The organism is Haematospirillum jordaniae (genome assembly GCF_001611975.1).
In the GTDB taxonomy this organism is placed as follows: Bacteria; Pseudomonadota; Alphaproteobacteria; order Rhodospirillales; family Rhodospirillaceae; genus Haematospirillum; species Haematospirillum jordaniae.
Map to the genome: position 1 here is coordinate 525,893 of NZ_CP014525.1, position 22,274 is coordinate 548,166.

A 22,274-nucleotide genomic window follows, 5' to 3' on the forward strand; every position below is an offset into this window, starting at 1 on the left:
TTCAATGACCCAATTTCTTAGCAAGTATGAGCCAATTCGTGGGCAGAAATACCAGAAAGCGATCGGTAAACCGCGAAATAAAATAGATAGGCAACAGTACCGTATCAATCATCGTCCACCACTTTTTGCCCAAGATACGATAACCAAACGGCGATAACCAAGATTTCAGGAGATTGGCCAGCCAGAATACCCCCCCTCCGCAGGCTTTGCACAAAACCACTTGAAACCCACTGCCTTGAAGAAGCTTGATAAGCGCTGCCTTATCGTAATAGTGAGGGCCATGGCGCCCAAACTCGAATGGCCAAGTCCAATGCGTTGGCGTGGTGATCACCAAGCAAGCATCAGACTTGAGCGTCCTACTCACTTCTTGGATAGCCTGCGTATTGTTTTCAATGTGCTCGAAAGACTCGATAGCCACAGCCAGATCAAACTCGGCATCAGAAAAGGGCAAACGACTGGCATCACATTGGTGATAGCGCTAGGGTATATTACTATCCCCCGGATCAGCAAGATCTACCCCATCCACCTCATAACTGGAGAGGAGCTCCCGGTAACGGCCCTCTGTCCCGCAGCCAATATTTATACACTTGCCGTGTGCTCTTGAGAGATTTGCAAAGACCTCCCCCAGCGCAGTATCAAGAAAGAACCTTGACCAGTCAGGACGAAAGGGTTTGCAGGATAAGCTCATGTCAATTCTCGCGAGGCCATTTAGATTGAAAACAATTTAACACTGAATATTCTTACATGCTCATCGGCACAACGCGCCAAGGTAAAGTGACTAGACACTTTTTCTCTGCACGCTATACCCATACTCTGTGTCATCACATGATTTTTCAGAATGCACACGATGGCACGTGCGAGGTCCGCCGGCTCATTGGGTGGCACGACAAACCCGTTAATTCCATCGTCAATCAACTCTGGAATACCGTCGATAGCATAAGCAACCACCGGAAGACCGTAGGAAAATCCCTCCAAAATCGACGTAGGGCACCCCTCTCCCCACAAAGAAGGCAAAACCATCAATCGGGCTTGCTTCAACCACGGCGTGACATCGGGCTGGAACCCCTCGCAGGAAATATAGCCGGAAAGCCCGGCGTCCTCGATGGCTCGCTGTATTTCTCCATTCATGTCGTCACGCCCAACAAAAACAAATTTAGCATCAGGCACGACCTTGATCACTTCGCGAACCACCTGCAGATACCCCCGGTGCCCCTTCCTGGGATTCAAGTTTGCAACAGTCAACACTTCCAAGGGCCGATCGTCTATTGGTGGCACCTCTGTTGGCAACGAATCCAGACCATTATAGATTACAAAGACTCGCTCTGCGGGAATGTTGCAGCGAGATACCAGTGTCCGCGTCGCCACCTCAGAATTGGTAATCCATGCATCTACAAGCGGGGGCGAAATCCGCTCAACCAACCGGAATAACCGATCAAGCCGACTATCAGAATCAGGATTCCAGCGCACACCGTGCACCAGCTTCACCCCGGGCATCAAGATGCGAAGAAACCGTAAAAAGAATGCTGCACGCACACCACAAACATAAATCACATCAATTGAATGGCTGCGGACATGCCAAATCAAACGCCAGAAAGCCACAAATATCGATAGAGCGCCAGCACGCCTGCACCCCAGCACCAGCGGCTTGCGTCCTTGTGAGCGAACCCAGTCACACCACGGCCCCTCGCCACACAAGGTTGCCAATTGATAGGCTACCTCTTTAGAGGCAAAGGCCATACGAGAAAGACTACGCTCTGCCCCACCAAGATGACTGGACGAGAAAAGCAACAAAACGCTAACTCGATGCGAATTAGAAGTATTACTCACCTTAATTAGCTCTCTATAAATATAATCTCATCGCAGCTGCATCGCCCTCGCATGGCCATCAAGATTCCTAGAACGAAGCTTTCGTTTTATAGGATCATTTTCTCTGAAATAGCGACTGCAATTTGACAACCACCAAACCAATCAAGAATGTCATACTAGAGAGATATCTTGCCCCCACAACTCCGCCCTAGACCCATCTGCCAGATTCTGGCGACCAAGGCTTGGCTGCGGCTAGGTGTAGGAAACCGAGGAAGGAATTGGCCGTTTTGTCATAACGGGTGGCGATGCGACGGAACTGCCTGAGGCGGTTAAACATGCGCTCGATGCGGTTGTGGTCCGGCATTGCATGCAATCGGCTAAGAGCGATTGGACCGGCGCGGAATCACCGGCAGAACACCATGGAAAAGCAGGCTCGCGCACACGCTTTCGCCGCCGGTCAGCTTGAAACCAAGATCGTCTGCGCGGGCGTGAATTTTGCTCATAAAGCTGCAGCGGCTTTATGAGCAAAGCCTTCCTTGTGAGGCCCCTGTTGCGCCAGCCGCCCAGCTGTGCCCCCGGACAATGGACAAGCACCCCACGATATTCCCCCATATCCATCAGAGCGGCTCGCATCCCTCCGCTCTCCGCAAAGACCAGCGATGAAGCACATCCAGACCAACCCAAGAAACGTCTGGGTCAAGAGTGACATAGATTATGTATTCACACGCAAAATAAATCTGCAAAATAGTGCACAGTAGCTATGCAGAATAATCGCCTTATAAAATAAGTTATGTTTAAATTTTATCTGTATTTACAAATTAACATCATGAACTCCTACATGAAAAATCACGTGATATTGTATAATAGAGTTCCATTCGCCGATCATAGTGCCAATAGCTAGCCTCGCCTCAATTCACTGTAAACTCCGTCGAAACCTTGTAAATCCGAATGAATTATAACTACTTGGAATCAAACGCTCCCTCTAACCATAGCGCCTGATTAGGCCAATCTGCTTTGCCGCACCGGCAAGCCAAGCCCCAAATCGGGGACCAACAATCAGGATAAGAAGAGCCCCAATAGTTTCTTTGATACAAGAAAACGATGCACCATATGCCCAGCATCGCCAAAACCCGGGCATGTTTGCAAATCTCAGATAGACAGACAAACGGAGATGCTTAGAGCGCCATACTACTGGCGCCATTTGTTGGTATAAATTTCCATGCCGCTCAAATAAAGCTCCATAACACAAGATAGCCTCATGTGCCTTCTTTGCGCTCGTCCAGCCAGAGGTAACCGAGCCAGCGCGACCCTCATTATAGATCCTGAGAACTCGGGCAGTTACCCAGAAGGGTCCGTCTAAGGCGAAATTAATGTAGCTCACAATACCACAGGACTTCTTAGTACCTAAATCAATATAGGGCTTGCCCCTTATGTAATGCCCTCGGAATACAGGGATATATTCCCCAGAATGGCGCTCATTAAGGATATCATACAGGGTCAAATATCCTTCATAATCTGGATCTTCCGCTGTAGGATGACCCTCTTGATTGCGACACGCAGCATAACAAATATTAGTATCAGAAGGCCAATCTGAGACTATTGACATAAAAGTATCCGCCCATCTAGGAACTAATTCATCGTCGGAATCCAGAATGATTAAGAAATCTCCCTTAGATTTTAGAATTCCGGTGTTCCTAGCGCCACACATGCCTCTATTTTTTTCATGAACGAACAGACGTGCAAATGAATATCGTGAAACCACTTCTGCCAATTCAGCAGCATCCGAACTCCCGTCGTCCACGACAATAGCTTCTACTGAAAGCGATTCTGGCAAAGACTCTGCCTGAACCGAATCAAGCGTCCGGATAATTGTGTCCGCAGAATTGTACGCTGGTATGACATGGGACACTAACATACGAAACGCTCTTTCATGATTTTTACGCTCTCAAGCCGCGCCGAATTTACTAGCCATGGCTCTATTGAGAATTCGAGCATTGCCTTAAAAAGGTCATTCTCAAAAGATGACATATCAGTATTCCGAATATTTTGCTTTATATTCTCCCAATCGTAGTAATATTGAGATGGAAGAACTCCATCCCATACCGATATTGGCGGCGACAATAGTCGCCCATTTCTCCCATCCTCAACGAGCTCACGCAGTGCATAAACATCAGTTGCGATCAATCCCAAGCCATGCGCTAATGCCTCCAAAGCCACCATACCAAACGACTCAACATAAGTCGGTAAGATCAGTACATCGGCCTGACGCATAAACCGCTCATGAATTTCGCTGCGCGTGAACCGTGCCTCGTGCACATGGATTCCGGGACATCCTTCAGCCAAATACGCATATTCAGCGGGCAAGTGCGTAACAACATCTAACCGCGCATGACTTGCCTGATCGTATACCCGCCGAAATGCCTTGAGCAAAGCCACACCCCCTTTAATCTCAAACTGAGTGCCAACGAAAAGGAACCGACATTCGCCTGCAGTCCTTGCTGTAACTTCCGTGATAACCTGAGGAATACATGGATAGTGAACAATGGCCTTTCTGTAGACCTCATCGCCAAATAAAGCCTTCAAACTAAGGCGGCAAGCTTCACTCATGCAACGGATCTCCAAGCATCGATCGGCTAACAAGATACGCCTGATAACATATCGATACATCGGCATGGCACGCAGATTATACCCCACCAATGACCAAGGATTATCCAGATCGACAATGAATTGACCCGTAGCAATAACCGCACCCCAGACATAGACTACCGCATCACGAGAGGCTCCATAGGGACGTAGCCTCAGATTCAACAAAGGCAGCTTTTGCTTCCATGAAGCTTTAAGCCGCGGCGCATTGGCATACAAGGAACTAACCTGGTCACCATTCCTTCTTTGCGCTAATTCGGGGTTCACCGCCTGATGAGGAGGCCAACGCCTCACAGTATCAAGCTGACGATCGCGCAAGTACTTATGAGGATAGAACAATACTCTCATTTCAACTCATCTCTTCGCACCCGAAGAAAAAAATTCCCTATTTCTTCGTCACAATACATAAGTACAGAAATGAAAAGCATAATTATTATTGACTGTATAAAACCAGTTCCGCCACGAACGACATTGAACATACAAGACATCACAAACAAGCCAATAATGAATCGAGTATATTTCCTATTCTGGAGACCAGAAATAAGCCAAACATGACACATATCCAAGAAACGACCAAGAGTGAAACAAAGCGCAAGAAGAGACGGCAATCCAAAACCGTACAAAAAATCAACAATGAAGGACGGAGGTAAGGTCATGGTCACCGGATTATCTTTGTACATCTCCGGATAAAGCCACTTTTGTATAGCCACGCTACCATAATGCAATGGCTTCTCTTCCCATATCGCGCGCGGCACCAAGGCAAGTACGACATTGTAGCTCCAAGCAACCCCATGATCAACGCCACCCAATATTTCGGATAGCCTTGCCTTATGCAGGAAGGTCGCAAGATGATCAACCAAGCCATAAGAAGAAGCTATTGCTTGGGTAAACAGGTAGACACCGAAAAGAGACCAGTCACAAAATTTCATAGCAACGTGAGCACTGAAACCGGAGAGCATTCGCTCCTTTCCATTCGCATCCAAAATAGTTACTGCTTGCTGAGGAACGGGTGTGTGGCCAACCCATCGACAATGGCGCATGATGACACTTCCTCTAGCCTCGATAGGCGGCGGTGCGGCTACGTACCTCAGACTATTCAAGGCAGGCGTAGCAATAATTGTGCCCGCAAGCAGGCTGACCCCCAGCACAATACACAATCGAGGGCGCTTACAGTATGTGTACAACCAAGCCAAAGCAAGAGCAAACAGAGGTAAAACAATAATCCGGCGAGAGGTTAGAACGATACCCATATAGACGGCCAAGACGAGACCCGCAGCAAAGATAATCAGAAGCAGCACCCAGAATCCCTTGCGCCGATCAGCGGACAGCAGGGCTGCTACAGCCCCAATCAAACCGTAAATGAATAGCTCGGCAAGCATAAACAAGGGACCGCTACCTACTCGAGCCTCATTCTGCTCGTTACCAGAAAAGGCTAACAAAACACCACGCTCGGAAGCAATCTGTGACAGAAAAATAATTGCCAAAACAATCAGCGCTGCAATCACCGCAGAAACTATACAGAGACGTCTGTTGTCGACTTTATTATCGACGAATGATTGCGTAGCCATTGGCACGCGCGCAGTTCGGGTACCACAGTATACAACGAACAAGCTGGCCAAAGACAACCATACTGCAGCTATCATATCACCTTGATGAATAACCACTTTCTGCTGTGTATCAACCCATCCATAAAACAGAAGGCACGCATGCAAAGGAAATGCCATGAACCACAGGCAAGAAAAGTAGAAAATAGGAGACAGAATTGCTCTACCAAATGACATCCGCCTGGATAGATCAAAAAACAAGACTCCAATAAACAGGATAGATAGTACTAGAGAGAAGATCATTAAGCCTGTCCCGCACCACTAGGAATCCAGATGGAACACCCCTCGCCGGGCTGCAATCCAAGACTGGCATTAGACATAGAGCGGATTCCAAGAAACCGCAGAGTCCACGAATTACACACGAAGTTATGCACACTTCTCAAAAGGGTTGCCGCCGCACATCTCGGCGGACTACGTAAATAAATGGAATCATTCAGAGGAACTTTTCTGTGCATACCGTGACAGGGTGACCCTACCCAAACGGATGTATAGATAAAGAACACCTAGCGCGTGCACCAGAAAAATAGATAATATGGGAGAAATATAACCCACTACACCAAAAAGAATACTAGCCAAGGCAAGCTTTGAGAATGTCTCAAGAAAAGCAATTTTGAGCAAAGGCGTCGTATTCATCAACGAATAGGCAAACTCAGAGGGCCACCGAGTGAGTGCTATACAGAAAAGTGCCAGTGCCGCTACCACATAATGCAACTCATCCACAGGAGCGTTCTCTTCACCCACCCAAATCTTTACAATCCACTGACCCACCAGACCATAAATCAAAGATGCTATGCCCGCCAAGATAAGGATCGCCAAGAGACCTTTATTGTAACTTTTCCGAAGAGCATCATGTTCACCACGCGCATCCATAAAGATGAAATAAGGTGCAAACGAGCTAGGAATTCTCCATATAAGCAAGATGCACACCTCTGGTATGCGCCAGAGCAAGTAATAACTTGCTGCAGTTTCAGGACCAAAAAGCCAACCGATAATCAAGGCATCGGCCTGGAGAGTCAGCACGAGAACGCCGTAGAAAACATAATCACGCCCAACGCGTCCACTCACACGACACCATAATACGCGCCATCCTGTGATGCGCAGTTGCCATCCAAGTTTGTAGTGATCTTTACGCCAGTACATCCAAGCCAGAATTCGAGTGCAAAGAATACCTGCAATCTGGGCAGAAACTACACCCGGCAGCCCCATGTCCATAGAGAGTCCTGCGCCAACACCTAAACCGAACACTGCCTGTCCCGCAGCCTCTTGCAGATTGCCACGCGCCTGCAATTTCTTGGCAATAAAGGCTAATCGGTCACTACCGTATTCGTAAACGAGTAAAAAATAAATACACGACAGTGCAGCTGCGATTTGGATCTCTGTGCTGGCTAGGGCACGAGGCATAAGCCAAGGCGCAACCAACCAGAAAAGAGCTATTGCAACAAGTGCGTACAACACGTAGGCAATCTTTGAGAATGCGTAGGCTTCGCGAAACCCAGCGCTATCATCAACGGCAGCCTTTTCCGCAAGGATGCGTGCCATACCTCCAGATAGCCATGCGATGGCAACCGCGGCATAGTTATTGGTAGCCATGATGATTGCCAAGACGCCAAATCGCTCTTTACCCAGATGAGTAAGATAAACGGGGACAAGTATAAGCTGGATAACTATCATCAACCCCGTCAAGCCGTAGCCTGTCAAAAGAGCTAAAGCGAATTCACGGTTGATAGAGAGACCCATCAATATTTTTGCCAAAAACCTAGCCACGCCTGCATCTTCTACAAGAATAAAGGAGGCTGGGATAGAGACCCAACCACAAAATGCTGCTCACAAGTAATCTACCCATGCCTATTCTAGAAAGTAGCCGCAGCACTGCAGCAGCATGACGATAAGCCATGACATGGCTAGAGTCACCATTCAGCGTACGCAAGATCTTTTCCCGGACCCGATTGTCCCAAGTCAAACCATGGCGTCTAAAGGCTGCCTCAAGACGAGAGGGCGTAACAAACTGCAGGTGCTCCAGAAAGCCAATCTGTTGCTTCTTACCCTGCAGAACGGCAGCCAGCTTAACCCCAGCCTTACCGAGCACAGGGAGACACCAAATACCTAAATGCGGTTCATAAGGCCAAACGTAGTTAGGGGCCTCAAGGTGCAAAACGCCCTGCGGTGACAAAACCCGGGACATCTCAGCAACAACGGCCTCGACATCCTGCACATGCTCAATAACTGTATGGCAAACGATCAAATCAACAGAAGCATCCGGCAAGGGAAGACTCTCACCATAGCCAAGGATAAACTCGGGAACAGGCTCCTGTAGCGCTTGCGCCATCATCTGCGCTGCGCGTACGGCGACGTACTCCGGCTCAATACCAATGACCCTAGACTGGGGCCACCGTTTTCTTAGCGCAAAACAATTGAGCCCCGTGGATGCACCAACTTCGAGAATGCAATTTGGCTCATTACCATGGAAGTCGTGACTTATACGCTCAACAGTAGCCAGTGCAGACTGCCAACATGCATCAACATGACAATCTATATCGGATCCTGTCAATTCCCGCTCTGAGTGGCCTCGATTGTCTTTATTGCCAAGAAACTCCATCCACGCTTGGCGCGCCAAATCATTAAGTTGCACAGATTAAATCCTAGAAATTTATGATCCGCTTGTTCATGAATATGCTGCCTAAACTAATTCTTGGAAAAGAAATATGTTTCGGCCATTGGATTCTCAATTTCTCTAATAGCCACAGAGATTACAGCCCTATGAACTTATGGGTGAAATACAAGAGTCATTTCAGATATCCCATTACTGTAGGATAGTCGCCGCGAGTATTCGAATGAATCAAGAGCAGAATCCGTAATCACGTCTGTATCATCAACAATAGGCACCCCACCTGATCGTAGTTTATTACCTATACGCTCGAGACAGGGGACACGAAAGTGGCCATCGACGATAATAAAGTCCAAGCTTTCATCCTTAATGTGATCAATAGCACGTGCATATCGCTCTATCTCATGAGGAAAGAAGTCAGACTCAGTCGTAACCTCCTGCAGCTGTAGACTTATCTTTTCCTATAGTCCGCTCTACAATACCTATGCAAACCTACTCATATATGAGTAAACCTGCTGCTTGCTTCCTGCTTCCCTGAGGCCAGTTTCGCTTTGGTCTTGCGACCCAAGCCAGAGCTTTCCTCTCCACAGGCTGACACGGTGGAGCTCACCGCCAGATGTCTCAGGTTGATCGCGGCATTCACGTCACGATCATGCTGCGTACGGCACACGGGACACACCCATGCCCGTGTTGCCAAAGGCAGGCTTTCGAGTTTGTGCCCACAGCACGAACAGGTCTTGCTGCTGGCAAACCACCTGTCGGCAACCACAACCCGTCCCCCGCGCCGTGCCATCTTGTATTCCAGTTGCCGCCTGAAAGCATGAAAGCTCATGTCGGCAATGGCGCGGGCCAGATGCCGGTTGCGCATCATGCCGCGTACATTCAGGTCTTCGATGCCGATGAGGTGAAATCTGCGGACCAGTGCTGTGGTGAGCTTGTGCAGGGCATCGGTGCGGATGTTGCTGATCCGGGCGTGAAGACGGGCCAGCTTCTGCCGGGCCTTGCGGCGGTTGGAGGAGCCTTTCTGTTTCCGGGACAGGCTCCGGGACAAACGGCGCAGACGGTTCAGCGCGGCCTTGTGCGGTTTGGGTCCCGGAAGGCTGTCCCCGGTCGAGAGCGTTGCCAGTGCGGAGACACCGAGATCCACACCCACCGCACCTTGGTTTTCAGCGTGGGGCAGGCATGGCTCCTCGGGTGTCTCCACGGCAAGACTGACAAACCAGCGGTCGGCCACACGGGACACGGTGGCTGACATGATCTTGCCGGTAAAGCGCAACGCCTCGCGCATCCGCACCCGGCCCAGATGGGGGATGCGGATGTGTGAACCGTCGATAGTGAACTGGTCGTTGGTCAGGGTGAAGCGGTCGTGTACACCTTTCTTGCGGAACTTCGGATAACGGGCACGGCCCGCGAAGAAGTTCCTGAAGGCCTCTCCAAGCTGGATGATGGCCATCTGGGGGGCATTCTTCGTAACCTCCAGCATCCACGGAAACTGCTCCCGCTTGACGGCATTGAGCTGCTTGCGCAGGGCGTACTGCGAGGGCTTTGGCAGGGTGTTGTCCTCTTTCCATGCCGCATACTGCCGCCCCCACTCCGCCAGGGCCCAGTTATAGGCAAAGCGGGCTGTCCCGGCAGCGCGGGCCAGATATGTGGCCTGCACATTGTTGGGATCAAGCGCGATACGATGGGCTGTTATCATGCCGGGGAATCCTTGACCGCCTCTGCAACAGCCTCCAGAAGTCTCTGGTTCTTCCGGGACCGTGCCCCATACAGACGGGCGCTGAACACGGTGATGATCTCAAGGACATCTTTCGCCAGATCTTCCTCGAAGGTGGTGTCCTCACCCTGGTTGAGGATCACAACCTCCACCTGTCTGGCCTCACAAAGCGCAAACACAAGCTCGGCACCAAAGCGGAGAAGACGGTCCTTGTGCGTCAGGACAAGGCGTCCGACCCGGCCCGCCATGATATCTTCCAGAAGACGTTTGAGACCTTTCTTGCGGTAATTCATTCCGGACCCAAGGTCGGCTATAACCTCATGGGTCCAGCCTTGCCGGGCACAGTATAGTTCCAGTATCTTTTTCTGGCGTTCAAGGTCCGCTTTCTGGTCATGACTGGAAACACGCGCATAGGCAATGGTACGCTTCTGCGCCGCTGCCTCGCCGTCGTGACCGGATTGAAGCCGGGACAGGGCATAACGGCGGTGGCCGGATGCCGTCCGCTCCGGCAAAAGCTTGCCTTCCCGCTCCCAGCGACGGAGCGTGCTGACCGAGACACCAAGAAGGGCCGCCGCACGGCCAACGGAAACATATCTATCCATAACAAATAGATATACACACATTTAGATAGATTTCAAGAGAACTGTTAAAGCCCTCCATTGCGATCTACCGAGAAATTTCTTCGAACCAGTCTCGCCTACCCTCGATAGACGTTATATGAGAAGTACGCCGAGCAAACCACAGTGTTGACCGACCACTTCCCCATTCAAAACCCACATGATGCGGCTTGAGAAATTGCTCAATCTGCCTGATGGCATCTGGAACAAGCCACGGAGCACCAAGGCTCTGCCGCTCAAAACACATCTGACGATAGTGAGAAGGCGACATCCGAGCATATAACATCCGAAACAGGTTAAAAGTTACCTTGGCTGCCCACGACCGATGCGTCAGATCACTATCGAACAGCCAGTTTCGACATACGGACAATGAGGAAAATATACCTTTCCTCATTCCCCAAGCAGCGCCGCTTATAATTGAAATAACTTCCTCTGAGAAGAAATACAAATAATCAGGAATACAATAATCGATTCTAACATGTGATAAAATCATAGCTCTACATACGATGACTATTATCACTCACCACTGAAGAAGATAGCAGACATACATGCACCCTAGGAGCAGGCATGCGTCGTGCTCCCTTGTATTCTCAACCAAGCCTGCACAGCAAGCTGCTTTGCCGATCGATTGGCAGGCCGCACCCCATCAAGAAAGCCCTGCCATTCAGCGCGGACGGCCACAACATCGAGTAAGCCTTCAACATCATTAGGATCTGCTAGCAAATCACTCGCACGCTCCCGCCATGGCCCACTCAACACATTAGCTTCTTGTATCCCCATACCAAAACCACGCTTGGGTGCCCTAAGCAGGGAATCTGGCACAAGATCTCTCACAGACTCACGAAGGATAGCCTTTAGCCAGTTTGGATTCTTGAGGTCAGGTATCTTCTTGTCCGCAGGCGTTGCCAAGGCAAAGGACACGATCTCCTGATCAAGAAATGGAGACCGGAACTCCACAGACGCAGCCATAGCCGGAAGATCACCCGCTATGGTGACTGAGTGCGCATTCTCCACCATTAGACCAACAAAGTTGGACTCATCGATGAAATGAGGTGAAGGACAAAGATCCCCCCAATACGCAAGTTCATCGGCGGCAACATTCGCAAGATGCATCTGAGCATCAGACGTAAGGAAAGGCGCCCATTCAGATTTAGCAATGCTGCGGTACCAAGCGGCTTTGCGTTCCCCGGGTTTTGCAAAGACCCACCCCAGTCGGGTATTGCGCATTGATGGTAGAAACCTTCTCAAACACTCAACACGATCCAACCAACGTGAAACTTTTAAGGTGCGAATGTGCCCCGTATAACCAAAAAACAATTCATCCGCACCATTGCCGGTCAGTACCACCTTGATGCCATCTTCTTGAATGGCACGACTAAGTGCATAGGTATGAACCAATGGAAGAAGCATGATCGGCTCCCCATAGGTTCCTAAAAGTTTCTCAAATATTTTCCACTGCTCATCGGGATCAAAGTAAAGTTCACGATGACATGTACCAAGTTGCTCTGCCATCAAACGGGCGCGATGCAAGTCCTCATCATCGGCATTGAACCCAAGTGCATAAGTATGGACTGGCACACTAGACTGCCCCTGCATCAGCGCAACAATCGCAGAGCTATCAACACCACCCGAAAGCAAGGCACCAACCGGCACATCCGCTTGCATCCTGAGCCTTACCGACTCCTCAAGAATTTCTCGAAGACGCTCAGGCGTAAGGAGGCCTTTTGACTGCGCTGGTATCCAGTATCGCCATATACGTTGCACTTGGCCATTGCGCACCATCATTGCATGACCTGGGCGCAATTTTTTAATACCCGCGTAAGCTGTTTGCGGGTCGGGAATATGACGCAGATTGTGCAGAAACATGGCTGCGATTGCGGCATGATCGTAGCGTTTGTTAACACCCTTGACTTGCCTTACCGCCGGAACTTCAGACGCGAAAATGAATGCACGGTCTGTCTGTGCATAAATAAATGGCTTCTTTCCGACGTGGTCACGTGCACAAAACAGGTTTCTGCTTTCAAGGTCATAGATTGCAAACGCAAACATGCCACGAAGCTTCTGCAGCATGTCTTCGCCCCAAAATCGGTAAGCCTCAACCAGTACCTCGGTATCAGTATGTGACCTGAAGGTGACCCCCTTCAGCTCGAGTTCTCTGCGCAGTTCTTTGTGGTTATAAATCTCACCGTTGAAGACAATTACAAGCCGACCATCAATAGAGCGCAGGGGCTGGTTTCCTGAATCTGTCAGGTCAAGTATCGCAAGACGGTTATGGCACAAGCCCATATGTTGATCTTCGGCCATCCACAGTCCACGGGCATCTGGACCCCGGTGATGCTGAATATCCAACATACCCCGCAAATGGTCATGAAGTTCAATATCACCCGCTGACTTAGGATATACTCCACCTATTCCACACATAAAATACAGAATTCCTTACAACCGCCAAACATTAAAGCCTGCAGATTTCAATACTTTATAGTCGAATGCAGATTTAATATCGACAAATACACCAGGAACCTTAAGTCTCCGAGTAAGTTCGAGCGGCGGCATGGTTAAATACTCTTGGTGCGACACTGCCGCTACAATGGCATCTGACTGGGGAAGGCAATCCCACGACGCTAGCTTAATACCGTATTCATGCGCTGCCTCGGATGGCTCAGCAATTGGGTCATGAACGACCACATCGCAGCCGTAATCTTCAAGCTCGGAAACCAGATCAGCTACCTTGGAATTTCTTAGGTCAGGGCAGTTCTCTTTGAAGGTAAGCCCAAGGACGATAACCTTTGCACCCTTGATAGAGCTACCCGCATTGATCATTTGCTTGACCGTCTGCTGCGCAACATAGTTCGCCATACCGTCATTAATACGCCGACCGGCAAGGATGACCTGGGGATGGTAACCAATCATTTCAGCTTTATGCGTAAGGTAGTAAGGGTCAACGCCGATACAATGCCCACCGACCAATCCAGGTCGGAAAGGCAAAAAGTTCCACTTGGTCCCAGCCGCTTGCAAAACTTCCAAGGTGTCGATGCCTAGTCTATCAAAAATAATAGCCAGCTCGTTCATCAAGGCAATATTGAGATCCCGCTGGGTATTCTCAATAACTTTGGCAGCTTCGGCTACTTTTATAGAACTGGCGCGATGTACACCGGCCATAATAACAGACTCGTAAAGGTCTCCCACTGTTCTCAGAGTAGCCTCATCATCGCCGGATACGACCTTCACAATTTTGGTTATGGTTCTCTCTTTGTCGCCAGGATTCACCCGCTCCGGACTATAACCCACGTGGAAGTCCTGCCTCCACCTCATTCCTGAATGCTGCTCCAGCAAAGGAATGCACACCTCTTCGGTAGCACCCGGATAAACCGTGGATTCATATACCACGATTGCACCCTTTTTCATGTACCGACCAACCGTAGCGGAAGACGCAATCAAGGGAGAAAAGTCGGGCATATGCGCCTCATCCACCGGGGTAGGCACCGCTACGACGATGATATCAGCCTCAGAAATCACTGCAGGGTCAGTCGATACGGTAAGATTTGCTGACGCACGCAGGCTCTCGGCGCTCACCTCGCCTGTCGGATCACAGTACTTCTTGTAACTGGCAACTTTGGCTTCGGATAGGTCGTATCCCAAGGTTCTATATTTTTTTCCAAACTCAACAGCAAGGGGCAATCCAACATAACCCAGACCAATGACTGCAACGACTGCATTCTCAATACTTGTCATGAATTAGACCCTGAAATAATCGCGATACCATGTGACGAATTGGGCAATACCATCCCGCACACTTGTTGTTGGTTTATAATCAAACTGCTCAACAAGATCGTCGACAGCAGCATAAGTGTCTGGTACATCGCCAGACTGCAAGGGCAGAAGCTCCATTTGCGCTTTCTTGCCTAGTGCTTTTTCGAGCGCAGCGATGTATTCCATAAGCTCAACAGGACTATTATTACCAATATTATAAACACGCCAAGGCGCTCTACTCGTGCCCGGATCAGGATGATCACTGTTCCAGTTGGGGTCAGGAAGAGCGGGACGATCGAGGATACGAATGACCCCTTCAACAATGTCGTCAATATAGGTAAAATCCCGCCGGTGCTTACCGTAATTGAAGACCTTGATAGGTTCACCAGCCAAAATAGCATTAGTGAACTTGAACAAGGCCATGTCGGGCCGACCCCAAGGGCCATAGACGGTGAAAAAACGCAATCCTGTCGTTGGGAGACCATACAGGTGGCTATAAGTGTGAGCCATCAATTCATTCGATTTCTTGCTGGCAGCATAGAGGCTCAACGGGTGATCGACATTATGATGAACCGAAAAAGGCATAGCCGTGTTTGCGCCATAAACGCTGGAACTGCTGGCATAAACGAGATGCTCCACGCTGTGATGCCGACAGCTTTCGAGAATATGGGCAAAACCGACAATGTTACTATTAATATAGGCGAGTGGGTTCTCAATTGAATAGCGCACACCAGCTTGAGCTGCCAAATTGACTACCCGCTGGGGCTTGTGTGTCGCAAAGCAATCGTCAATCGCGTTGCGGTCCACAAGGTCCATTCTCAAATGAGTATATTGTGGATGACTTACAAAGCGCTCTAGACGTGATTCTTTAAGAGAAGGGTCATAATAATCATTATGGTTGTCAATTCCAATAACGGCATCACCACGCGCAAGAAGACGTAGAACAAGTGAGGATCCTATAAATCCAGCCGCTCCAGTAACCAGAACTTTCATCAATTTTCCACTCTGAAATAAAGCCACACTCAATCACAGGCAACAAATCTCAAAGAGATACATGTTGCCCCTAGCGCCACAGATGTCATTAGCGACTCAATTCATGAAGACTGCACCTGCCTCACACTTGAATGCCGCAAGATTCTTGATCGTACGTAACAGGAAGAGCACCGACTCTTTCAGTTATAGCTCACAAACGACAACAGGAGCGCGCCCAGTCTCAATCCAAGTCGTAATACCCCAGCCCCTGTCGGATCAACCAAAAAAACGCCGAGAACACTCGTATTGCCAGCATTGTGACCATCCTGCCCTATGATCACGATGAAGGGTTAATACTCAGCTTGGCCTTCTCACAAAAAATTTGGCAAAAATGGGGCCGAATCAACCAACATTAGCATTAGCGATAGCGATATGACTGCTCAGCATGCCACAATCAAGCTACCGCCCGCCGCACCTTCTCTTACACGAAGATAAAGCGAAAAAGGCCCCGCGAATGCAGCCTAAAAGCTAAAGAGCAGCAGCGGCTAGGGAATTTAGCCGGAGCCCCACGCATCGAGAGCAGATATGCCACACTGGCACGAGTTTGAGAACATTTTTTTGTCAAACAAACAATAACGGGGCAGATCAATCTCATTGCACCATATAGAACTACACCCATACGACAGCCGCACGAGACATAAGACGTATGCCCCAAAACAGGATCCGTCACATCAGGCCAAATATGCCTGACAAATGATGAGCCACACCAACTAAACCGATAAGAAAGCATACCGGAATGATGCTGGAATTATCATTAACCGAAGGGATCGCCCAGATAACGCTAGTCGTCCAGCCCACACAAAAGCAGCTTAACCGACGCGCATACCTACGGTGTATAATGCATGATTTAATTTTAAATAATATGGTGGAGCTGAGCGGGATCGAACCGCTGACCTCTACAATGCCATTGTAGCGCTCTCCCAACTGAGCTACAGCCCCGCTTTTTGAGGAATCATGGGATATTCCTCACGGTGTGAGGCGGACTTATAAGGGCTTGATGCACGGTTCGCAAGAGAAAAATCATGCGTTCCCATTTTTTGCCGTCGATACGAAAAACACCGGAAACCTGGGGGCAGATTCCGGTGTTTTCACAGCGTCCTACTTGGCCCGCAGCAAGGAGCCCAGCAACATCACTCGTCGCTGTCACCAGCCTCCAGATGGTCCATCACCTCGGCCATATCATCGTCGTCTTCACCCAGATCCGAAGCATCTTCAATCAGGGCATCGTCATCCTCATCATCCAGCAGCGGCTCATCTAGGTCGTCTTCACCCACAGCAGCCACGGCAGCAACAACCTTGCGAGGCGCATCCCCACGGGCTCCCTTGCCACCACGCTTGATTTTAGGCGCGGCATCCTTTTCGTGGATGGCTCCACACTTTGGACACACGACAGGATCTTTACACATATCATAAAAACGGGCGCTGCACGTTGTGCAGGTATGCTTGCTGCCCCATTCCGGCTTGGCCACCAGAAAACCTCCAGATCTTGTGAACGTCATACGGTCAATGCCGCATTTGCCATCGAACGTGTCCCCTGTCAAAAGCAAAAAACAGATCGGGATACAAACCACCGCATGATCTCTACCACTAGGGGCTTCTCTGTGCTATCGGATGGCCTGCGTCCACTGATACAGCGCACCGATAAGCGGAGTTTATAAATGAGTTCGGCACCCGCGCGTCCTGTTACCCTACGGTCACAAGCAGCATCCCCCTTGTCCGGCACGATCAGGGTTCCCGGCGATAAATCCATATCGCACAGGGCACTGATGCTTGGCGCCATATCCGTTGGTGAAACCATTATTGAAGGACTCCTGGAGGGAGAGGACGTCTTGCGGACGGCCACAGCCATGCAAAAACTGGGGGCAACCGTCCGCAAGGAATCCGACGGACGGTGGATTCTCTCCGGACGGGGCGTTGGCGGACTGGCCGAGCCCGATGATGTTCTGGACATGGGCAACGCGGGAACAGGGGCGCGACTTCTGATGGGGCTTCTGTCCAGCCATCCCTTCACCGCAGTCCTGACCGGCGATGCATCTCTGCGCAGCCGTCCCATGGCGCGGGTTACAAATCCGCTGGAAAAAACAGGGGCCCGTTTTCTTAGCCGCACCCGTGGACGGCTTCCTGTTACCATAACCGGGACGGAACGCCCCATCCCCATTGACTACACACTGCCCGTTGCATCAGCACAGGTAAAGAGTGCCATCCTGCTTGCCGGACTCAATACACCCGGCCAGACCCGCATTGTGGAACCCTCACCCTCGCGGGATCACACTGAACGCATGTTGAAAGCCTTTGGCGCTGACATCCAGGTAGAGGAAAACGGCGCAGGGCGCATCATCACCCTGACCGGACACCCCGAACTGACAGGGCAGACTGTCCGCGTGCCGGCAGATCCTTCCTCTGCCGCATTCCCGGTCGCAGCAGCCTTGATCGTACCCGGCAGTCACCTGACCCTGAGCAATGTATGTATCAATCCCTCGCGAATCGGCCTTTACAAGACCCTGCAGGAGATGGGAGCTGACATACATTTTGAGAACGTACGCGATGAAAATGGGGAACCTGTTGCCGACCTAGTCGTCCGTCACAGTCCCTTGAAAGGCATCAATGTGCCGGCAGAACGGGCCCCCAGCATGATCGACGAATACCCGATCCTGTCGGTTATTGCGGCCTTTGCCAGCGGTGAAACACGTATGAACGGCCTTGGGGAGCTGCGAGTCAAGGAAAGTGACCGCTTGGCCTTGATGACAGACGGCCTGCAATCCTGTGGCGTGAATGCCCGTACAGAAGGCGATGATTTGATTATCCAGGGCACAGGAAAGCAACCAGAGGGTGGGGAGATGATTGCCGTACAGCTTGATCATCGCATAGGAATGAGCTTTCTGGTCCTCGGAATGGCCACAAGAACGCCGGTTTCTGTTGATGATGCCCGCGCCATTGATACCAGCTTCCCTGATTTTGCAAACCTTATGAACAGCCTGGGTGCCCGCATCACCCTGGCCCCAGAAGAGTAGGAAACCATGACACATCCCGTCGTTGTCACCGTTGACGGCCCGGCTGCCGCCGGAAAAGGAACCTTGGCCCGCCGCCTGGCTTCTGCCCTTGGCTATGCTTATCTGGATACCGGTATCCTGTACCGGATTGTCGGCATGAAAGTGCTGCGCAGTGGGGCTCGGACAGATGACACAAAGACAGCCTGCGACGCCGCACGGTCCCTAACACCAGCTGAAATCAGCCGCCTGTCCGGGCACAGCGAGCTGCGGAGTGAAGCAACAGGACAAGCCGCCAGCCAAGTTGCCGCCATCCCCGATGTACGCCATGCCCTGCTGGACCTGCAGCGTACATTTGCCACCAATCCACCGGAGAACCGATCCGGGGCTGTTCTGGATGGGCGCGATATCGGCACAGTTGTCTGCCCGGACGCTACGGTCAAACTGTTTATAACCGCAAGCGTAGAAGAACGTGCCCGTCGTCGGCTGCTGGAGTTGCAGAGCCGGGGAATAGAGGGTATAGAGTCCGAAATCCTTGCCGATATCAGGGAACGGGACCGGCGCGACACAGAACGCTCTGTTGCGCCTTTGGCCCAACCTGCGGATGCCTTGGTGCTTGATACCACCAACATGGACGCTGAGGCGGCCTTCTTGGCTGCCTTGGACTATGTCCGGCAAAAGGGTCTTGTTGTAGACAGGCACAACGCTGCCTGTGGGTAATATGCTGCAATTTGCAGAAGACCTCGGGATCCAACCCGTGGCCGGAAATGTAATGTATGAAAGGAAGATGTTTACCTATGATTGATGCCACTTTTGAGAGCTTTGAGGCTCTTCTTGATGAATCCCTGTCCGCCGAACGCGGTATTGAAGGAACGGTCCTGCGTGGAACAGTCCTGCGCGTCGACGGCGATTTTGCCCTTGTTGATGTCGGCCTGAAGTCCGAAGGACGCATTGCCCTGAAAGAATTCTCCCGAGCTGGGGAAGAAGTCGAGCTGAAAGCCGGCGATCAGATCGATGTGTTTGTGGAGCGCTACGAAGACCGTGACGGACTAATTGTCCTGTCCCGCGACAAGGCACGCCGCGAAGAGGCTTGGAACGATCTGGAGAAGACCTTCACCGCCAGCCAACGCGTGGAAGGGATTATCTTCGGACGCGTCAAGGGTGGCTTCACTGTTGATCTGTCCGGGGCTGTGGCCTTCCTTCCCGGATCCCAGGTTGATATTCGTCCGGTGCGCGACATTGGCCCTCTGATGGGTCAGCCGCAAACCTTCCAGATCCTGAAAATGGACCGCGCCCGTGGCAACATCGTTGTCTCCCGCCGCGCCGTTCTGGAAGAAAGCCGTGCCGAAGAGCGCGCGAAGCTGATGTCCGGCCTGAAGGAAAGCATGATTCTGGATGGTGTTGTCAAAAACATCACCGACTATGGTGCCTTCGTTGATTTGGGTGGCGTCGATGGCCTGCTGCACGTCACCGATATTTCTTGGAAGCGCGTGACCCATCCGTCCGAAGCCCTGAATATCGGTCAGACCGTCAAGGTTCAGGTCATCCGCTTCAATGCGGAAACCCAGCGTATTTCGCTTGGCATGAAGCAACTGGAAGCTGACCCATGGGAAGGTGTTGCTGCCAAGTACCCAGTTGGAACACGCTTCATCGGTCGCGTGACGAACATCACCGACTACGGCGCCTTTGTTGAACTGGAAGCTGGCGTTGAAGGCCTTGTCCACGTCTCGGAAATGAGCTGGACCAAGAAGAACATTCATCCGGGCAAGATCGTTTCCACCTCTCAGGAAGTGGAAGTCATGATCCTGGATGTCGACGGCGAAAAGCGTCGTATCTCCCTAGGCCTGAAGCAATGCGCCGGCAACCCGTGGGAAAGCTTCGCATCCCAGCATCCGGCCGGTACGGAAGTTGAAGGCGAAGTCAAGAACATCACCGAATTTGGTCTGTTCGTTGGCCTGCCTGGCGAAATTGACGGAATGGTCCACCTCTCCGATCTGTCATGGTCTGAATCTGGGGAAGAAGCCGTCAAGGCCTATAACCGTGGCGACATGGTCAAGGCCAAGGTTCTGGATGTTGACATCGAGAAGGAGCGTATTTCGCTGGGTATCAAGCAACTGGGCGAAGACCCGTTTGCCTCTGCTGCCTCTGGCCTGCGCAAGGGACAAACCGTTACTGCCGTAATCACCGCCGTCCAAGACAACGGGATTGAGGTGGAAGTAGACGGTGCGATTTCCTTCATTCGCAAGTCCGACCTGTCGCGTGAACGCAACGAGCAGCGCACAGAACGCTTTGCTGTCGGTGAAAAGATCGACGCCAAGATCACTGCCATTGACAGCAAGACCCGCAAGATCAGCTTGTCGATCAAGGCACGCGAACTTGAAGAAGAGAAGCAGGCCATGGCGGAATACGGATCTACGGATTCCGGCGCCCTGCTGGGTGACATTCTTGGCGCTGCCCTGAAACAGGCCAAGGAAGAAAAAAGCAAGGCTGACTGAACCTTGTAATCCCTTCAGTTCGCCACCGGAATAAACGTGGCGAACCATGCTAGAAAGAAGCCCTCCCGGTACCATGCATCCGGGGGGGCTTTTCATGTTGTTTTGTCCTGATAGACGAAAAAGATCGCAGCACCACTAAAAGGCGTTTATTCGTATATGCTTATACTTGACGCTCCAGCAGTCCTTTGGCAGGATACTGCCGTTCATGAATTTCCTGACGGTGCGTATTGCCACCGTGCGATAATTCTGCCGAAATGCTGTTGTCCCGTGTCGGGTTCGGGGTACCTTGACAGACCTGAAAGAGGGGAACGTTACATGACCAAATCAGAATTGATCGCGCGGCTTGCCGAAAGAAACCCGCATCTTTACCAGAGAGATATTGAACGCATCGTCTCGACGATTTTCGACGAAGTTTCATCTGCTTTGGCGAATGGAGACAGGGTCGAGCTGCGCGGATTCGGCGCATTCTCAATCAAGAAGCGCGATGCTCGTCTGGGACGAAATCCACGTACCGGGGCATCGGTTGAAGTTTCGGAAAAAGCTGTTCCGTACTTTAAAACCGGTAAACAGCTGCGTGAGCTTCTAAACACAAAATCCTGATGCTACGGTTTCTTTCTTGGCTTTCTGGCATTCCCTTGGCCATAGCCGTAGTTTTGTTTGCAGCTGCCAACCATGAATCTGTTCAGGTTGGCCTGTGGCCCCTGCCGTGGATCATCGAACTACCCCTCTATCTGCTTGCTCTTGCCCCCTTGGTGGTTGGACTGCTGGTCGGTCTTGCCTTGGGTTGGATTGCCGCAGCACCTGCCCGCAAGGCAGCACGGGCAGAACGACGCCGCTCCCGGTTCCTAGAGGGACAGGTCCGCTCTGTAGTCGGCGGAGATCTTGAGAGAGAGACCAGCAAGAAGCACGATCAGACTGCACTTCCCAGAAACTGAAGATAAGACGTGTCTTTGAATGGCATAACCCGTTGCCCTTGCTCTCCTTATACAGGCACAATAGACAAGCGGCTCTGACCGAT

General features: G+C 51.0%; 18 protein-coding genes, 1 tRNA gene and 2 pseudogenes. 5 read left to right on the forward strand and 16 right to left on the reverse strand.

The genetic code is table 11. From position 1 onward, the window contains the following. Position 1: 1 nt before the first annotated feature. The 16 genes and pseudogenes from AY555_RS02585 to AY555_RS02650 form a co-directional block, all read right to left on the reverse strand. Positions 2-463: pseudogene (locus AY555_RS02585) on the reverse strand (class I SAM-dependent methyltransferase); the annotation flags it as partial. 245 nt (positions 464-708) lie between these two features. Beyond that, the gene (locus AY555_RS02590) at positions 709-1,827 is read right to left on the reverse strand and encodes a glycosyltransferase family 4 protein (RefSeq protein ID WP_156483271.1); all 1,119 of its coding nucleotides are present in this window, start codon (positions 1,825-1,827) and stop codon (positions 709-711) included. Positions 1,828-2,014: 187 nt separating this feature from the next. Continuing rightward, positions 2,015-2,164 (reverse strand): annotated as a pseudogene (locus AY555_RS11730) (hypothetical protein); the annotation flags it as partial. A 19-nt stretch (positions 2,165-2,183) separates the two neighbouring features. Then, the gene (locus AY555_RS12245) at positions 2,184-2,309 is read right to left on the reverse strand and encodes a hypothetical protein (protein ID WP_280648965.1); all 126 of its coding nucleotides are present in this window, start codon (positions 2,307-2,309) and stop codon (positions 2,184-2,186) included. Positions 2,310-2,788: 479 nt separating this feature from the next. Continuing rightward, a complete protein-coding gene (locus AY555_RS02595) occupies positions 2,789-3,721 on the reverse strand; it encodes a glycosyltransferase family 2 protein (protein ID WP_066133048.1) in 933 nt (310 codons plus the stop codon). After that, positions 3,715-4,797, reverse strand: a complete 1,083-nt coding sequence (locus AY555_RS02600; protein WP_066133052.1) for a glycosyltransferase family 4 protein — start codon at positions 4,795-4,797, stop codon at positions 3,715-3,717. The genes AY555_RS02595 and AY555_RS02600 overlap by 7 nt, the downstream gene beginning before the upstream one ends. After that, complete coding sequence (locus AY555_RS02605) at positions 4,794-6,296, reverse strand: hypothetical protein (protein ID WP_066133055.1); 1,503 nt, start codon at positions 6,294-6,296, stop codon at positions 4,794-4,796. Before AY555_RS02605 ends, AY555_RS02600 begins: the two co-directional genes overlap by 4 nt. Positions 6,297-6,482: 186 nt before the next feature. Further along, positions 6,483-7,817, reverse strand: a complete 1,335-nt coding sequence (locus AY555_RS02610; protein WP_066133057.1) for a lipopolysaccharide biosynthesis protein — start codon at positions 7,815-7,817, stop codon at positions 6,483-6,485. Beyond that, complete coding sequence (locus tag AY555_RS02615) at positions 7,810-8,682, reverse strand: class I SAM-dependent methyltransferase (protein ID WP_082811818.1); 873 nt, start codon at positions 8,680-8,682, stop codon at positions 7,810-7,812. Before AY555_RS02615 ends, AY555_RS02610 begins: the two co-directional genes overlap by 8 nt. A gap of 472 nt (positions 8,683-9,154) precedes the next feature. Continuing rightward, entirely contained in the window at positions 9,155-10,357 is a 1,203-nt protein-coding gene (locus tag AY555_RS02620) for an RNA-guided endonuclease InsQ/TnpB family protein (RefSeq protein WP_066133065.1), read from the reverse strand. Beyond that, the gene (locus AY555_RS02625) at positions 10,354-10,977 is read right to left on the reverse strand and encodes an IS607 family transposase (RefSeq protein WP_066136401.1); all 624 of its coding nucleotides are present in this window, start codon (positions 10,975-10,977) and stop codon (positions 10,354-10,356) included. Before AY555_RS02625 ends, AY555_RS02620 begins: the two co-directional genes overlap by 4 nt. Positions 10,978-11,547: 570 nt before the next feature. Continuing rightward, positions 11,548-13,413, reverse strand: a complete 1,866-nt coding sequence (gene asnB, locus AY555_RS02630) for an asparagine synthase (glutamine-hydrolyzing) (protein ID WP_066133068.1) — start codon at positions 13,411-13,413, stop codon at positions 11,548-11,550. A 15-nt stretch (positions 13,414-13,428) separates the two neighbouring features. Then, positions 13,429-14,724 carry a nucleotide sugar dehydrogenase gene (locus tag AY555_RS02635; RefSeq protein ID WP_066133071.1) on the reverse strand — a complete coding sequence of 432 codons (1,296 nt, stop codon included), beginning with the start codon at positions 14,722-14,724 and terminating at the stop codon, positions 13,429-13,431. A gap of 3 nt (positions 14,725-14,727) precedes the next feature. Further along, the gene (locus AY555_RS02640; protein ID WP_066133076.1) at positions 14,728-15,735 is read right to left on the reverse strand and encodes an NAD-dependent epimerase; all 1,008 of its coding nucleotides are present in this window, start codon (positions 15,733-15,735) and stop codon (positions 14,728-14,730) included. Positions 15,736-16,637: 902 nt separating this feature from the next. After that, positions 16,638-16,713 (reverse strand) — tRNA-Ala (locus AY555_RS02645). A gap of 191 nt (positions 16,714-16,904) precedes the next feature. Beyond that, positions 16,905-17,243 carry an FYDLN acid domain-containing protein gene (locus AY555_RS02650; RefSeq protein WP_066136404.1) on the reverse strand — a complete coding sequence of 113 codons (339 nt, stop codon included), beginning with the start codon at positions 17,241-17,243 and terminating at the stop codon, positions 16,905-16,907. A gap of 189 nt (positions 17,244-17,432) precedes the next feature. On the opposite strand from AY555_RS02650, the gene aroA reads away from it, so the two are divergent. The 5 genes from aroA (at position 17,433) to AY555_RS02675 (ending at position 22,191) form a co-directional block, all read left to right on the forward strand. Further along, positions 17,433-18,785 carry a 3-phosphoshikimate 1-carboxyvinyltransferase gene (gene aroA, locus AY555_RS02655; RefSeq protein WP_066133078.1) on the forward strand — a complete coding sequence of 451 codons (1,353 nt, stop codon included), beginning with the start codon at positions 17,433-17,435 and terminating at the stop codon, positions 18,783-18,785. A gap of 6 nt (positions 18,786-18,791) precedes the next feature. Beyond that, positions 18,792-19,481, forward strand: a complete 690-nt coding sequence (gene cmk / locus AY555_RS02660; RefSeq protein WP_066133083.1) for a (d)CMP kinase — start codon at positions 18,792-18,794, stop codon at positions 19,479-19,481. Positions 19,482-19,558: 77 nt separating this feature from the next. Beyond that, positions 19,559-21,256 carry a 30S ribosomal protein S1 gene (rpsA, locus tag AY555_RS02665; protein ID WP_066133086.1) on the forward strand — a complete coding sequence of 566 codons (1,698 nt, stop codon included), beginning with the start codon at positions 19,559-19,561 and terminating at the stop codon, positions 21,254-21,256. A 315-nt stretch (positions 21,257-21,571) separates the two neighbouring features. Then, on the forward strand, positions 21,572-21,856 hold the full coding sequence (gene ihfB, locus AY555_RS02670) for an integration host factor subunit beta (protein WP_066133089.1): 285 nt from the start codon (positions 21,572-21,574) through the stop codon (positions 21,854-21,856). Beyond that, positions 21,856-22,191, forward strand: coding sequence for a lipopolysaccharide assembly protein LapA domain-containing protein (locus AY555_RS02675; RefSeq protein ID WP_066133091.1), 336 nt, complete (start codon positions 21,856-21,858; stop codon positions 22,189-22,191). The genes ihfB and AY555_RS02675 overlap by 1 nt, the downstream gene beginning before the upstream one ends. The last annotated feature ends 83 nt before the right edge of the window (positions 22,192-22,274 follow it).